This window comes from Ruegeria sp. AD9, assembly GCF_056542305.1.
Genome location: NZ_JBQFZP010000001.1, coordinates 86789 through 101317, shown reverse-complemented (window position 1 = coordinate 101317; position 14529 = coordinate 86789). Strand labels below are relative to the sequence as shown.

Below are 14529 nucleotides of genomic sequence, written 5' to 3'. Positions count from 1 at the left end.
GCGAGGCAGGGAAAAGAGGCGAAAGGCAGGAAATATGGGCGGATTTTTCGGAGGAATGGTCGCAGGGGCGATCGTTGTTTTGATCTTGGGTGCGGTCGTGTCGCTCAACACGCCGATGGTCAACACACCGGTTGTCGCGACCGAAGCACCAGCGCCGACGATTTCAGAAACACCAGAGGCGCCTACTGAACTTGCCGAGGATGTTTCTGATGCCGATCTGGTGGAACTGGCCCCGCGTGCGCCAGAAGCCGCCGATAATGCCAGCGAAGATCTGGCCGATTTGTCCGGGTTGGAAGCGTCATCCGAGCCGCTGCCCGAGGTTGGCAAAGTGGCCGAGGCTCCGAACGAGCCCGCTGCAACGGTGGCGACCGAAGTGTCCGTCATGACCGAAGCCCCCGCTGCGCCGCCCGAGCCCAGCCAGGTACCCGCAGTTCAGCAGGAACAGTCCGTGCCGGTTGTAATTGATGAAACCCCCACGCCGCCGACCGAGTCTGACACAACCGAGGTCGCAGTTCTTGAGCCCGAACCAAATCCGTTGCCACAGGTCGAGGCTGAACCACAAACAAAAGACACTACGACTGATAATTCATTTGAAAGCAGTCCGATTGCGGTGGAAGGGGATGAAGATACCTTGCCCCGTGAGCTTCCGCGTATTGCTGCGCTGCCTCAGATCGGGGGAGAACAGGAAGAAAGTGCCAGTTCGATTGTCGGAAAACGTATCCTGCCGTTGACGGAACGCGATGATGAGCCTGTTGCAGAACAGGCGATTTCCGAACAGCCATCTGCGGAAAAACCGATTGAACGTTTTGCCGCCAAGTTCGAGAACCCGGAATCTAAGCCGCTGATGTCGATCATTCTGATTGATGACGAAGGCGCATTCGGCGCTGAAGCGTTGCAGGATTTCCCTTACCCGATCAGCTTTGCCGTGAACCCGTCTGATCCGGATGCGGCGGAAAAGATGGCACGGCACCGCGCGGCCGGGTTCGAAGTTCTGGCCCTTGCGGACTTGCCCGAGGCAGCAAGCGCGCAGGATGCCGAAGTTTCGCTGTCTGTGTGGCTGGATACATTGCCTGAAACAGTGGGTATTCTGGAAGGCGTGAACAGCGGCATTCAGGGAAATCGCAAGCTGGCCGATCAGGTCGCGGCGATTGCCGCCGGAACCGGACGAGGGTTGATCACTCAGGACAATGGGCTGAATACTGTCCAGAAGTTGGCGGTTCGCAATGGCATTCCGTCCAGCGTTGTGTTCCGCGATATCGATGGGGCGCGACAGGATCCCAGAATCATGCGCCGCTTCCTGGATCAAGCCGCGTTCCGGGCAGGTCAGGAAGGAACCGTTGTCATGCTGGGGCGGGTGCGGCCCGAGACAATCTCGGCCCTGTTGCTGTGGGGTCTTGAGGATCGCGGCAGCCGGGTAGCGATGGCGCCGATCTCGGCCGTCTTGATGAAACAGGTACAGTGACAGCTTGAGACAGGGCGGTGATCAATTGATCAGCCGCCCTTGTTTTTTAACTGTTGCCGTTTCCGGTGAACCGAGCGGCATCTTCCGCTGCGCGCCGTATGGCGTTTGACTTATGGACAGTCTCCATGAACTCGGCCTGGGGGTCGCTGTCATAGACAACACCGCCACCAGCCTGAATATAGAGTTTCTGATCCTTCACGATGGCGGTGCGCAGGGCAATGCACATGTCCATGTCACCGCCCGCACTGAAATAGCCGACACCTCCGCCATAGACGCCGCGTTTTTCCGGCTCAAGCTCGTCAATGATCTCCATCGCGCGCACTTTTGGCGCGCCCGAGACGGTGCCCGCAGGCATCCCGGCAAAGAAGGCGTCCAACGCATCTTTGTCTTCCGCCAATTCACCCACCACGTTCGAGACAATGTGCATCACATGGCTGTAGCGTTCGATGATGAACTCTTCGGTGGGACGTACAGTGCCGATTTTGGACACGCGGCCGGTATCATTGCGCCCGAGGTCCAGAAGCATGAGGTGTTCGGCCAGCTCTTTCTTGTCGGCCAACAAGTCAAGCTCGTTCGCCTTGTCTTCCTCGGGGGTCGCGCCACGGGGACGGGTGCCTGCGATCGGGCGAATGGTGACTTCGCTGCCGAAAACACGCACCAGAATCTCGGGGCTGGCCCCAACGACCTGAAAACCGCCGAAGTTGAAATAGAACATAAACGGCGAGGGGTTGGTGCGTCGCAGCGAACGATAAAGCGCAAAAGGCGGCAGCGGAAAATCCTGCGTCCAACGCTGCGCAGGAACAACCTGGAAGATATCGCCTGCACGGATGTATTCCTTGGCCTTTTCAACCGCTTCCATATAGCCGGATTTGGTGAAGTTCGACACCGGTTCCGCAATTTCGCGCGCGTCGCCCAGATCACGGGTTTCGGCGGGCATCGCGCGCTCCAGATCGCGGACCGCATCCATTACACGCTCGGCCGCCTGCGCATAGGCAGCCTTGGCAGATTGACCGTCGCTGGCCCAGGCGGGTGAGACCACGGTCACCTCGCCTTTGACACCATCCAATACTGCGACAACAGACGGGCGCAACATGATCGCATCTGGCAGCCCCAGCGGATCGGGGTTCACGTCCGGCAGGTATTCGACCAGCCGAACCATGTCATAGCCCAGATATCCAAACAGCCCGGCAGCGGCCTGAGGCAGGTCGTCTGGCAACTCGATACGGCTTTCGGCCAGCAAGGCACGCAAGTTGTCCATCGGATTGCCGTCCTGCGCAGCAAAGGCGTCGGCGTCGAACCGCGCCGAGCGGTTCAATTCGGACACTTCATCGTGACAGCGCCAGATCAGGTCCGGTTTCATGCCAATGATCGAATAGCGGCCACGCACCTCACCGCCCGTAACCGACTCCAGCATGAACGCATCTTTCTGCGCTCCCGTCAGTTTGAGCATCAGCGACACGGGTGTGTCCAAGTCGGCGGCGAGACGTGTGTAAACCACTTGGTTTTCGCCCGCTTCATAGGCGCGTGCGAAGGTATCGAAATCGGGTGTCAGGGCCATCTTGGTCTCGCTTAAAAGCTCGCCTGCACGGCGTTCAGCGCCTGCTGATCCACGACCGGGCGGGCGCGGGTCTGAGCGTCCCGTACGTATGCGTCAAAAATATTCTGCGACAGCGCCTGATCCATCTGCGTTGCCAGCGCGTCGCGCAACCGGCGCAGTTCGTCGGAATCCTCGGGGGGCAGAACCTCGTCCAGACGCACCAGCAAGGCTGCACCATTTCCACCAATGACACGCAACTCACCGAGTTCCATCTGAAACACTTCATTCATGAAACTGGCGGGGACGTCATCAAGAAACGCGGTACGCGTCAGTGCGTTTTCAACGCGGAAGGGCAGGCCAGTCGCAGCGAAGTCACCATCAGTGGCCAGTTGGCTCAGTGCGGCGTTTGCTTTGTCCAAAAGGGCTTTATTGGTCTCTGCCTGTACCCAGGCAGCGGCGACACGGTCGCGTGCGCTTTCCAGCGGTTCAGGGCGGCGTGGCAGAACGTCGTTCAGGCGCAAGGCAAAGATCGATCCGTCTTCGAGAAATGCGATTTCAGGGAAATCTCCCTCTTGCACGGCTTCGGCGGCCGCGCGGAACCCGTCATAGGCCGCTATGTCCTCGGCGCTGTCGCGGGTCCAGTCAATCTGACCCAGCTCCATTTCAGTTTCATTTGCCAATTCTTCCAGAGTCGCTCCACCAGCCAGCATGTCGTTGACATCTTCGGACTGCGCCTCGATCAGGCGGCGGGCGCGTTCTGTCGCCAGTTCTTCGCGCAGGGCCGGTTCGGCCTCCTCAAAGGGAACGCTGTTTGCAGCCAGGGATCCGTTGATACGGAACAGGGCGGGGCCAAATACCGATGGCAGAGGGCCGACAACGGCGTCAAGTTCTGCCGCGAACACGGCGTCGGCGGCTTCGCCCAGATCCTCACGCGTGAGGTCGCCCAGGTCGATATCCGAAAGCTCCAGATCACGGTCCCGAACCAGTTGTTCAAAAGTCGTGCCCCCGACCTCAAGCTGCGCCTTGGCGTCGTTGGCCGCTTGTTCATCCGGGAAATTCAGGCGCTCGACCAGACGGCGTTCTGGCTGATTATACTCTGCCGACCGCTCTTCAAAAAGTTTTCGCAGAGCCTCTTCGTCAACCTCAACCGTGTCCACCAACATGGCCGGAGACAGAATCGCATACGTCAGCTGTTTCGTGCGGGGCAGGGTGAACTGTTCAGCGTTTTCGTCATAGTAGGTCTGAATCTGCGCGTCAGTCGGTTCGGCCACGGGGGTTTCCAAAGTCGCGGCCCCTGCCGTCGCAACGGTAAAGCTGCGACGGGCACCAATATAGTTGGCCATTGTGTCTGTCACGGTGGCTGGCATTTCCACACCCCCCATGATCGCACCTTGAACGATCGTACGGGCAGATTCTTTGCGCAGGTCTGACTCGAACTCGGAATCCGTCATGCCGACCTGTTCAAGCTGAAAGCGGTATGCCTCGCGGTCGAAATTGCCGTCTACGCCCTGAAAGGCCGGGACAGACACGATCTCATTTTGCAGGTTTTCATCCCCTATGGAAATCCCAAGCTGGCTCACCTCGTTGTCCAACGCCGCCAAGGCCGTCAGGCGGGCAAGCGCATTGCGATCCAGTCCCAGATCGCGTGCCTGCGACATTTGCAGGGGCTGACCCGATTGCGCCTCAACCGCGCGGATCTCGCGCTGTAACTCGCGGACAAAATCATCGATCGAGATGCTTTCATCACCCACTTGCGCCACAGTACGGACTGTGCCGCTCAGGTTGACCGCGCCGAACCCCGCAAGCCCCAGCATCAGCATGCCCATCAGAATCCAGACAAAGGTTTTCGAAAGACTTTTAGCGCCTGCGGCCATGGTGCCCTCTTGATATTACGGCAGCGTTCTGCCCTGTCGGTTGCCGCCTTGAATACGACGCACACCGCCGGGGGGCAAGCTTAGAAGGACAGGCCCTGCAACCGTTCGAACAATTGGCCCAAACCTGTGCGGTCGAGGTTGGCGAAGGCAATGCGTATTTGCCGTTTCCCGTCTGGGTGGTGAGCGGGCATGAACATGGTACCGGGCAATAACAGAACACCGGCTTCACGCACCAAACGCCGGGCAAGCTCGTCAGACGGAATGTCAAACGGGTGCTCCAGATAGGCGAAATACGCCCCAAGCCCCAAAAGGCGCCAACCTTCGGCTTCCAGCGCGGGCATACCCGCAAGGATGGCAGCGCGACGGTCGAGTATTTCGTCGCGTTCGCCTGCCAGCCATTGCGACAAGTTTTGCATACCCCAAAGCGCGGCGAACTGTCCGATCTGACCGGGGCAAATGGCAACGGTGTCGAGAAACTTCTCGACCTCAGCCAGAAGTGCAGGGCCCGTTGCAATGGCACCGACCCTGTGACCCGTCAGCCTGTATGCCTTGGAGAAGGAATACAGGTGGATCAGCGTCTGATCCCAGTCTGGTTGCTGGAACAGGTCATGTGGCGGCCCGCTGCGACTGTCGAAGTCACGATAGGTTTCGTCGACGATCAGGTAAATCCCGGTTTCGCGCGCCAGCTCAGAGAAGGCGCGGACAAGGTCTTCCGGGTATTCAACGCCGCCGGGATTGTTGGGCGTGACCAGAGCAATTGCGCGTGTTTTGTCCGTTATCAGCGCCCGCGCGCGCTCCGGACCGGGCAGCAAATCGTCGCCGGTCTTCAGGTCCACCGCCTGAACACCCGACATATCCAGCCACATTTTATGATTGAAATACCATGGGGTTGGTAGAATAACCTCATCCCCTTCACCGGTGATGGCCGATATCACTGCTGAAAACGCCTGATTGCAGCCTGAGGTGATAGCAACCTGAGGTGCCTCGACCTTTGCCCCATAATGCGCGCTGATCTGCGCAGCCAGTTCCGTGCGAAGATCGTCATTTCCCAGCACGGGGCCGTATAGATGCGCATGGTCTTCGCGTACGGTAAATTCGGCCATAGCCTCGCGCAATGCCAGTGGCGGCGGGTCAACCGGCGCCGCCTGGCTTACGTTGATCAACGGGCGTTCGGGTGGGAACGAAACGCCCTCGACCCATCGGCGCGCTTCCATCACTGGCGGCGCGAATGTTGCGGCGGTACGGCTGAGCGTCATGTGCTGCCTACTGATCTGATTTCAATCGGTGCCCCGATAGGGCTCGACATATTGAAGGGCCATATCCCACGGGAAAAAGATCCACGTGTCCTGACTGACTTCGGTGATGAACGTATCCACCAATGGGCGTCCCTTGGGTTTGGCATAAACCGTCGCAAAATGCGCTTTTGGATACATCTCCCGAACCAGCTCCAATGTTTTTCCGCTGTCTACCAGATCGTCGATGATCAGAATTCCGGTTCCGTCACCCATAAGGTTGGTATCGGGTGCTTTCAGAACTTCCGCCTCACCCTGAGCTTGATGATGGTAGGATTTCACGCTGACCGTATCGACTGTACGTATATCCAGTTCCCGGCTGACGATCATCGCAGGGGCCATGCCGCCACGGGTGATCGCCACAACAGCACGCCAGCTGCCGTCATCGGGGCCTTGCCCATCCAGACGCCACGCCAATGCGCGCGAGTCGCGGTGGATCTGGTCCCAGCTGATGTGAAATCCTTTTTCGTGCGGCAGGCGGTCCTTAGCGCTCATGTTCTTAACCTTTTTCCACGTCTGGGGCGTCAACGGCCTTCATTCCGACAATATGGTAGCCCGAATCCACGTGCAGATTCTCACCGGTGACGCCGCTGCTGAGGTCTGACAACAGGTACAGGGCCGACTTGCCGACATCGTCGATGGTCACGTTGCGGCGCAGCGGAGAGTTGTATTCGTTCCATTTCATGATGTAGCGGAAATCGCCAATACCGCTGGCGGCCAGCGTTTTGATCGGACCGGCCGAAATCGCGTTCACGCGAATGCCGTCCTTGCCCAGGTCCTCCGCCAAATACTTGACCGACGCTTCCAAAGCGGCCTTGGCAACACCCATCACGTTATAGTGGGGCATCACCTGCTCGGCTCCGTAATAGGTCAGCGTTATGGCGCTGCCGCCTTCAGACATCATCTTTTCCGCGCGCTGCATAACTGCGGTGAACGAATAGACGGATACATCCATCGTCAGCGTAAAATTGGCCCGGCTGGTATCCACGTAGCGCCCACGCAGTTCGTTCTTGTCAGAAAAACCGATGGCGTGAACGACAAAGTCCAGCTTGCCCCATTTCTCTTCCAGTGCCGAGAAAAGCCCATCAATTGAAGCCTCATCGCTCACGTCGCAGGGCAGAACGATTTCGCTGCCCAGTTGCGCAGCCAGTGGGTCCACACGTTTCTTTAGGGCGTCACCCTGATAGGAAAAGGCAAGTTCAGCTCCGGCTTCGGACAAGGCGCGGGCGATTCCCCATGCGATAGATTTGTCATTGGCCAGTCCCATGATGAGGCCACGTTTGCCGGCCATCAACTGATTTGACATGTTTGGTTCTCCGCCTGTCTTCGCGTTAGATTGGCATGGTTTATGCCATTGGTAGCGCTGCATCAAGGCCGTGCGCTCTTGCTCGCAGCGGGTTCTCGCCTTAGGCTCGTCATTAATACTTTCCAGGGGATGGAAATGACCGAGCGTGATGGCATCTTTGCTGGCTCCGATCCGTTTGCAATAGCGGCCCGGTGGCTGGCTGAGGCCCAGGAAACCGAATTGAACGACCCGAATGCGATTGCGCTTGCAACCGTTGACCCGGACGGTTTGCCAAATGCACGCATGGTTCTGCTGAAGGAAATCGAAGCGGATTCATTTGTTTTCTATACAAACTACGAAAGCGCCAAAGCGAACGAGCTGGATACGTCTGAAAAAGCCGCATTTGTAATGCATTGGAAATCTTTGCGGCGTCAACTTCGTGTTCGTGGTACAGTATGTCGTGAAAACGGGCCCCAGGCTGATGCGTATTATGCATCGAGGTCACTGAAAAGCCGACTGGGTGCCTGGGCTTCAAAGCAGTCACAACCGCTTTCAAGTCGGACAGCTTTGATGGCAGAAGTCGCGAAAGTGACTGCTAAACTTGGGCCGAATCCACCTCGTCCTCCATTCTGGGGCGGGTACCGATTGACGCCGACAGAGATAGAATTCTGGGCCGATGGAGCGTTCCGCTTGCATGATCGGTTCAGATGGCAACGAATTGAGCCGGGATCGGCATGGCATGTTGAAAGGTTGAATCCATGACGTTCACGTGTCGTGAAATGCAACAAGCAGAAAGTAAACAACTTTTTCGGCTTGAAATTGTCTGCCAATCCCATAAACAACAGACCCTTAACGAACTGCTAAAATTCGCGATGGGAAAACCGTGCCTGAAGACCTGAACAACATGTATCGCGTCCGTGGACACGTGAAATGGTTCGATCCCGCCAAGGGATACGGCTTTGTTGTGTCTGACGAAGGCGGCCCGGATATTCTGTTGCATGTGAACGTATTGCGCAATTTCGGCCAAAGTTCCGTCGCGGACGGAGCGGGTATCGAGATCATGACACACCGCACGGACAGAGGTGTTCAGGCGGTTGAGGTTGTTGCAATCGACCCGCCGGCGCGCGCCGAGTCGATGATGTTGGCCGATTTCGCCGAGTTGGATCCGGACGCTATCGCAGAAGCTCCTCTGGAGGCCGCGCGGGTGAAGTGGTTCGACAAAGGCAAGGGCTTCGGGTTCGCAAATGTTTTCGGGCGCGGCGAAGACGTGTTCTTGCATATCGAAGTGTTGCGGCGCTCGGGGCTTGCTGACCTTCAGCCCGGAGAGGCGCTTGCGATGCGCGTAATTGACGGCAAACGTGGCCGAATGGCGGCGCAGGTTCTCGCCTGGGAAGCCGCGCTGGACGGCTGACCGTTCCATGACTCGTTTTCTGGTATTCTGGACGCTTCTGATCACGCTGTGGACGGGGGGGGCATTTGCTGCGTGCAGCGCCGGTCGTGTCACACTCCGAAACGACAGCGCGACAATCCGATTTGACGTGGAAATGGCAGTTACGCCACAGGAACGGTCAAGGGGTCTGATGTTTCGCGAGTCGTTGCCGAATCGATCCGGTATGCTGTTCGTGTTCGACCCACCGCAACCCGTCGCGTTCTGGATGAAGAACACACTGATTCCGCTCGACATGATATTTCTGGACCGTACGGGCACAGTGACACATGTGCATGAGAGCGCGATTCCCGGCGATCTGACACCGATTGAAGGTGGGGATGCAGTTTTTGCGGTGCTGGAAATCAATGCCGGATTGTCCGCGCGCTATACTATCGGCGTCGGCACTCAGATGCAGCATGAAATTTTTTCGCAAGGTCCTGCGATTTGGCCCTGTTAGGGCTTTTCAAATCAGATTGTCATCGTTAGGAAGGCGCACGGTCCGGGGCGTGGCGCAGTCTGGTAGCGCACCTGTTTTGGGTACAGGGGGTCGTAGGTTCGAATCCTGCCGCCCCGACCACTTCCTTCATATTCTCATGTGGGCGTGCCGCCCATCGCCAGATACAACGAGCTGATCGCCTGATCCAGCACGTCACTTTCCAGTGGAACCTCAACGATTGCGCCGGTTTTCTGCGGCACTTTAAAGTACGATCGTGCGTCAACGCGATAGCCGGACCCTGTTTTTGACGATGTCAGGCGCATGACGCTCTGGGGCAGGTCCTGCGGAAATCCGTCATAGTTCAGAATCAAATAGGCAGCCGCTTTTGGGGGCAGATACTCGCTGCATTCAAAAGCCTGTTCGCCGATTTTCTCAAAGACCTTGCCGGGACCAGAACAACTGGTTTCGAATGCCTCAAATAACCTTTCGGGATGGGTTTCGAACAGCGCGCTACGTGACGGGGTGGGCGTTTCTTGTGGCGTGCAGGCCACGATACAGGCCAACGCGGGGATAAAGCGAAGCAACTTCATTCGTTTGGCCTTTCTCATTTCGAAGTGAACCTTTGGTCGTTCAGTGTGGGTTTGACAGACCCGGCGAAGCTGATTCCTTTGCAGCCTAACCAGCGAGGTGTTGGTTGATCAAATACAGATAACTATGCTGGTAAAAACGGTAATTCGAATTGAGACTTCGAGTCATGACCGAAAATTTACCGCAGGCGAGCCTGTGGAGGAATCGTGCCCTGAGTTTCGCTTCCCTCATGTCTGGGTCTGGTCAACAAAAAAGATTTCAAATTTGGCTGAAAAAGGGCGTTGACCTTCTATGGCAATATACGTCAAATTGTATGAGCCGAAGAGATTGCCACAATATCTGGTGTTCAAGCCGGGACGGCAACAGGCGAGGGTCGGATAAGCACAGTCTATTAACGTGCAGCCGTTGTAACGGCTTTTTCGCTGTCCAAAGCAGCGTCCAGTACCTTTGCGCGCTTCTGTCGGCGTTGCGGGTGGTGCTCCGCAACTCAAAATGTAGTGCCGTGAACCGAAAATTAGGCGGAATTTAACTAGGGCTGCGGACATGAAGATTGAAAGAAAATTCACCAAACCAGATCAGGATGCCTATTCGGAACTGGATTTTGTGTCCGCGACATCTGAAATCCGCAATCCCGATGGAACCATTGTATTCCGTCTGGAAGGGATCGAAGTTCCGTCAACCTGGTCGCAGGTGGCAAGCGACGTGATCGCCCAGAAGTACTTTCGCAAGGCTGGCGTCCCGTCCAAATTGACCAAAGTTAAGGAAAAAGATGTTCCCGAGTTCCTCTGGCGGTCGGTTCCCGCTGAAGATGCTGAGTTCGAGGGCGAAATTTCCTCCAAGCAGGTCTTTGATCGGCTGGCCGGTGCGTGGGCATACTGGGGGTGGAAAGGTGGCTACTTTTCGACCGAGGAGGATGCGCGCGCCTATTTCGACGAGATGCGGTACATGCTGGCGACTCAGCGCGCCGCGCCAAACAGCCCGCAATGGTTCAATACTGGCCTGCACTGGGCCTATGGAATCGACGGTCCGGCGCAAGGGCACCACTACGTCGACTATAAGACCGGCAAGCTGACCAAATCCAAATCCGCCTACGAACATCCGCAGCCACATGCCTGCTTCATCCAGTCCGTCGATGATGATCTGGTGAACGAAGGCGGCATCATGGATCTATGGGTGCGCGAGGCACGGTTGTTCAAATACGGCTCGGGCACCGGAACCAATTTCAGCCATCTGCGTGCGGAAGGCGAGGCATTGTCGGGTGGTGGCAAATCCTCGGGCCTGATGGGCTTTCTCAAGATTGGCGACCGCGCCGCCGGCGCAATCAAATCAGGCGGGACAACCCGTCGGGCAGCGAAGATGGTCATTGTCGATGCGGATCACCCCGATATCGAACAATTCATCGAATGGAAGGTAATCGAAGAGCAGAAAGTGGCCTCGATCGTTGCCGGATCGAAGATGCACGAAAAGATGCTGAACGGTATTTTCGAGGCCATTCGCTCATGGGACGGTGCGGCCGATGATGCCTATGACCCCAACAAGAACGAAGCGCTGAGAAAGGCGATCCGCGAGGCGAAAAAGGTCGCAATCCCCGAGACTTACATCAAACGTGTGCTGGATTATGCCAAGCAGGGTCACGACAGCATTGAATTCCCGACCTATGACACGGATTGGGATTCGGAAGCCTATAGCTCGGTCTCGGGACAGAATTCGAATAACTCGATCCGCGTGACCAACGGGTTTCTGACTGCTGTCGAGAAAGACGCGGACTGGCAGCTGATCAACCGCACCGATGGCAAAGTCGCAAAGACCGTCAAGGCGCGCGATCTTTGGGAAAAGGTTGGTCACGCCGCATGGGCTTGTGCTGATCCTGGCATCCAGTTCCACGATACGGTCAACGAATGGCACACGTGCCCTGAAGATGGTGAAATTCGCGGTTCGAATCCGTGTTCAGAATACATGTTCCTGGATGACACGGCCTGTAACCTGGCCTCGATGAACCTGCTGACCTTCCTCAAGGACGGTGAGTTCCAGGCCGCCGATTACATGCACGCCTCGCGCCTATGGACGCTGACGCTGGAAATCTCGGTGACCATGGCGCAATTCCCGTCAAAGGAAATCGCGCAGCTGTCGTACGACTTCCGCACGCTGGGCCTTGGTTATGCCAACATTGGCGGCCTGTTGATGAACATGGGCTACAGCTATGACTCGGACGAGGGGCGGGCGATCTGCGGTGCGCTGACCGCGATCATGACCGGTGTGGCATATGCCACTTCAGCTGAAATTGCCGGTGAGCTTGGCCCGTTCAAGGGCTACAAGCGCAATGCCGAGCATATGCTGCGCGTCATCCGCAACCACCGCCGCGCGGCGCAGGGTGTGACTGAGGGGTACGAGAAACTGGCCGTCAAGCCGGTGCCTCTGGACCATGGCAACTGCCCCGACAAGCGTTTGGTCGATCTGGCCATGTCCGCTTGGGATGAGGCGCTGAGCCTTGGCGAGCAGAACGGTTACCGCAATGCACAGGCCACGGTGATTGCCCCCACAGGCACCATCGGTCTGGTGATGGATTGCGATACAACGGGGATCGAGCCCGATTTTGCGCTGGTCAAGTTCAAGAAACTGGCAGGCGGCGGTTACTTCAAGATCATCAACCGCTCGGTACCATCTGCGCTGGAAAAGCTGGGCTATTCCTCGTCGCAGATCGAAGAGATCGTATCCTACGCGGTCGGTCACGGCACAATCGGCAATGCGCCGGGGATCAACCACACCTCACTGACTGGCCACGGCTTTGGTGCCAATGAACTGGCCAAGGTGGACGCCGCGCTGGAAAGCGCCTTTGACATCCGGTTCGTCTTCAACCAATGGACATTGGGCGAAGATTTCTGCACCGGTGTTCTGGGCATTCCGGCGACCAAGCTGAATGACCCGACCTTTGATTTGTTGCGCCATCTGGGGTTCACCCGCGCGGATATCGACGCGGCCAACGACCACGTCTGCGGAACCATGACTCTGGAAGGTGCACCGCATCTGAAGGAAGAACACTACGCGATCTTCGACTGCGCCAACCCGTGCGGCAAGAAAGGCAAGCGTTTCCTTGGGGTTGGCAGCCACATCACCATGATGGCAGCGGCACAAAGCTTTATCTCGGGTGCGATCAGCAAAACGATCAACATGCCGAATGATGCAACAATCGAAGACTGCCAGAAGGCCTATGAACTTAGCTGGTCGCTGGGTGTGAAAGCCAACGCGCTGTACCGTGACGGCTCGAAACTGTCTCAGCCCCTTGCGGCTGCGCTGGTCGAGGATGATGACGAGGCGGCCGAGGTGCTGGAAAGCGGCTCTGCTCAGGAAAAAGCCGTCGTTCTGGCCGAAAAGGTGATCGAGAAGGTTGTGGTCAAGGAAATTATCCGCAGTCATCGCGAGAAACTGCCGCATCGCCGAAAGGGGTATACACAGAAGGCCATCGTTGGCGGCCACAAGGTTTATCTGCGCACGGGTGAGTTCGAAGACGGTCAACTGGGCGAGATTTTCATCGACATGCACAAGGAAGGTGCTGGCTTCCGGGCGATGATGAACAACTTTGCCATCGCCGTGTCGGTCGGTCTGCAATATGGCGTGCCGCTGGAGGAATTTGTCGACGCCTTCACCTTTACCAAGTTCGAACCGGCAGGGATGGTGCAGGGCAACGACTCGATCAAGAACGCGACGTCGATCCTGGATTACATCTTCCGCGAACTGGCCGTGTCTTATCTGGACCGTACCGATCTGGCCCATGTGAAACCCGAGGGTGCTACCTTTGATGATCTGGGACGCGGTGAAGAGGAAGGCGTTTCCAACGTCTCGGAAATCAGTGAAACTGCGGCGTCCAAGTCGTTGGAAGTGTTAAAACAAATCAGTTCAACCGGGTATCTGCGCAAGCGTCTGCCGCAGGATCTGATGGTGTTCAACGGCAGTTATGGTGACGTGGCCGGTTTAGCAGAAACAGCAACTGTCTTTGAAGCGCCTGCCACCGAAACGGCAGTGGCAACAGGGATGGACGCCCGCACCAAAGCCAAGATGCAGGGCTATGAGGGCGACCCCTGCGGCGAGTGCGGAAACTACACGCTGGTACGAAACGGAACTTGCATGAAGTGCAACACCTGCGGCGCGACAAGCGGGTGTAGCTGAATTTAACGCCCTGGCACCCCGGGGCGTAGGGGTCGGACGCTGCCCTAAGTAACCGACCCCGACGAATACGGAGAACAGGTCTGTTACCGACTGACCATTCTCCACTCGGCCGACATGCCCGTGTTGGCCGGGAACAGGGTGGGGCGGAATATTTGCTCCTTCCCACTCTTTCACGGGGCGGGTGCGCTCGCCCCATGCGCAGTCCAGGCCGCAGGCAAAAAAACACCGGGCGGTCAACGAAATGAGCCTGGAAGGCGAAACTGACAGGGGGCTTCGGCCCCCTTTCTTTTTACCCGCCGAGTCGTCCCGGATAAGCGCCACATTGCCGGATTGAGGTGGTCCTGTCGGGCAAGAGCCGCCGATACAGGTTTTGCCGCCTTCTTCAGGCGGAGGGCCGCAAACCCGACTCGGGCAAACACGCGAAGATTGGCGTGAAATCACGAAGTTCTACCAAAGCGCGTG

11 protein-coding genes and 1 tRNA gene are annotated in these 14529 nt (G+C 57.3%); 6 read left to right on the top strand and 6 right to left on the bottom strand.

The features are described 5' to 3' along the window. The first annotated feature begins 34 nt into the window (after positions 1–34). Positions 35–1462 carry a divergent polysaccharide deacetylase family protein gene (locus ACR0AM_RS00465; RefSeq protein WP_480621838.1) on the top strand — a complete coding sequence of 476 codons (1428 nt, stop codon included), beginning with the start codon at positions 35–37 and terminating at the stop codon, positions 1460–1462. 46 nt (positions 1463–1508) lie between these two features. Here the strand turns inward: ACR0AM_RS00465 and trpE are convergent, their stop codons facing one another. The 5 genes from trpE to fabI all read right to left on the bottom strand — a co-directional run bounded on the left by trpE (position 1509) and on the right by fabI (position 7471). Continuing rightward, on the bottom strand, positions 1509–3020 hold the full coding sequence (trpE, locus tag ACR0AM_RS00460; RefSeq protein ID WP_480505047.1) for an anthranilate synthase component I: 1512 nt from the start codon (positions 3018–3020) through the stop codon (positions 1509–1511). A gap of 11 nt (positions 3021–3031) precedes the next feature. Further along, entirely contained in the window at positions 3032–4873 is a 1842-nt protein-coding gene (locus tag ACR0AM_RS00455; protein ID WP_480621837.1) for a peptidyl-prolyl cis-trans isomerase, read from the bottom strand. 80 nt (positions 4874–4953) lie between these two features. Beyond that, positions 4954–6129: an aminotransferase gene (locus ACR0AM_RS00450; protein WP_480621836.1), complete on the bottom strand. Its 1176-nt coding sequence runs from the start codon at positions 6127–6129 to the stop codon at positions 4954–4956. 21 nt (positions 6130–6150) lie between these two features. Beyond that, on the bottom strand, positions 6151–6660 hold the full coding sequence (gpt, locus tag ACR0AM_RS00445; protein WP_480621835.1) for a xanthine phosphoribosyltransferase: 510 nt from the start codon (positions 6658–6660) through the stop codon (positions 6151–6153). A gap of 4 nt (positions 6661–6664) precedes the next feature. Continuing rightward, positions 6665–7471 (bottom strand): enoyl-ACP reductase FabI, encoded by an 807-nt coding sequence (fabI, locus tag ACR0AM_RS00440; RefSeq protein ID WP_480553605.1) that lies wholly within the window; start codon positions 7469–7471, stop codon positions 6665–6667. 135 nt (positions 7472–7606) lie between these two features. On the opposite strand from fabI, the gene pdxH reads away from it, so the two are divergent. From pdxH to ACR0AM_RS00420, 4 genes are all read left to right on the top strand, one after another. Then, the gene (gene pdxH, locus ACR0AM_RS00435; RefSeq protein ID WP_480517750.1) at positions 7607–8212 is read left to right on the top strand and encodes a pyridoxamine 5'-phosphate oxidase; all 606 of its coding nucleotides are present in this window, start codon (positions 7607–7609) and stop codon (positions 8210–8212) included. 142 nt (positions 8213–8354) lie between these two features. Then, the gene (locus ACR0AM_RS00430) at positions 8355–8861 is read left to right on the top strand and encodes a cold-shock protein (RefSeq protein WP_245220458.1); all 507 of its coding nucleotides are present in this window, start codon (positions 8355–8357) and stop codon (positions 8859–8861) included. A gap of 7 nt (positions 8862–8868) precedes the next feature. Beyond that, positions 8869–9336 carry a DUF192 domain-containing protein gene (locus tag ACR0AM_RS00425; protein ID WP_480621834.1) on the top strand — a complete coding sequence of 156 codons (468 nt, stop codon included), beginning with the start codon at positions 8869–8871 and terminating at the stop codon, positions 9334–9336. Between the two features lie 43 nt (positions 9337–9379). Then, positions 9380–9456 (top strand) — tRNA-Pro (locus ACR0AM_RS00420). 14 nt (positions 9457–9470) lie between these two features. Here the strand turns inward: ACR0AM_RS00420 and ACR0AM_RS00415 are convergent. After that, positions 9471–9905, bottom strand: coding sequence for a hypothetical protein (locus tag ACR0AM_RS00415; protein ID WP_480621833.1), 435 nt, complete (start codon positions 9903–9905; stop codon positions 9471–9473). A gap of 541 nt (positions 9906–10446) precedes the next feature. Here ACR0AM_RS00415 and ACR0AM_RS00410 point away from each other — a divergent pair. Then, positions 10447–14067, top strand: coding sequence for a vitamin B12-dependent ribonucleotide reductase (locus tag ACR0AM_RS00410; RefSeq protein WP_480621832.1), 3621 nt, complete (start codon positions 10447–10449; stop codon positions 14065–14067). Positions 14068–14529 lie beyond the last annotated feature (462 nt).

Excerpts from the sequence above, each read along its gene's own strand:
- ACR0AM_RS00410 (WP_480621832.1), top strand. The coding sequence starts at position 10,447 with ATGAAGATTGAAAGAAAATTCACCAAACCAGATCAGGATGCCTATTCG.
- ACR0AM_RS00450 (WP_480621836.1), bottom strand. The coding sequence starts at position 6,129 with ATGACGCTCAGCCGTACCGCCGCAACATTCGCGCCGCCAGTGATGGAA.
- gpt (WP_480621835.1), bottom strand. The coding sequence starts at position 6,660 with ATGAGCGCTAAGGACCGCCTGCCGCACGAAAAAGGATTTCACATCAGC.
- ACR0AM_RS00465 (WP_480621838.1), top strand. The coding sequence starts at position 35 with ATGGGCGGATTTTTCGGAGGAATGGTCGCAGGGGCGATCGTTGTTTTG.
- pdxH (WP_480517750.1), top strand. The coding sequence starts at position 7,607 with ATGACCGAGCGTGATGGCATCTTTGCTGGCTCCGATCCGTTTGCAATA.
- trpE (WP_480505047.1), bottom strand. The coding sequence starts at position 3,020 with ATGGCCCTGACACCCGATTTCGATACCTTCGCACGCGCCTATGAAGCG.
- ACR0AM_RS00425 (WP_480621834.1), top strand. The coding sequence starts at position 8,869 with ATGACTCGTTTTCTGGTATTCTGGACGCTTCTGATCACGCTGTGGACG.
- fabI (WP_480553605.1), bottom strand. The coding sequence starts at position 7,471 with ATGTCAAATCAGTTGATGGCCGGCAAACGTGGCCTCATCATGGGACTG.
- ACR0AM_RS00415 (WP_480621833.1), bottom strand. The coding sequence starts at position 9,905 with ATGAAGTTGCTTCGCTTTATCCCCGCGTTGGCCTGTATCGTGGCCTGC.
- ACR0AM_RS00455 (WP_480621837.1), bottom strand. The coding sequence starts at position 4,873 with ATGGCCGCAGGCGCTAAAAGTCTTTCGAAAACCTTTGTCTGGATTCTG.
- ACR0AM_RS00430 (WP_245220458.1), top strand. The coding sequence starts at position 8,355 with ATGTATCGCGTCCGTGGACACGTGAAATGGTTCGATCCCGCCAAGGGA.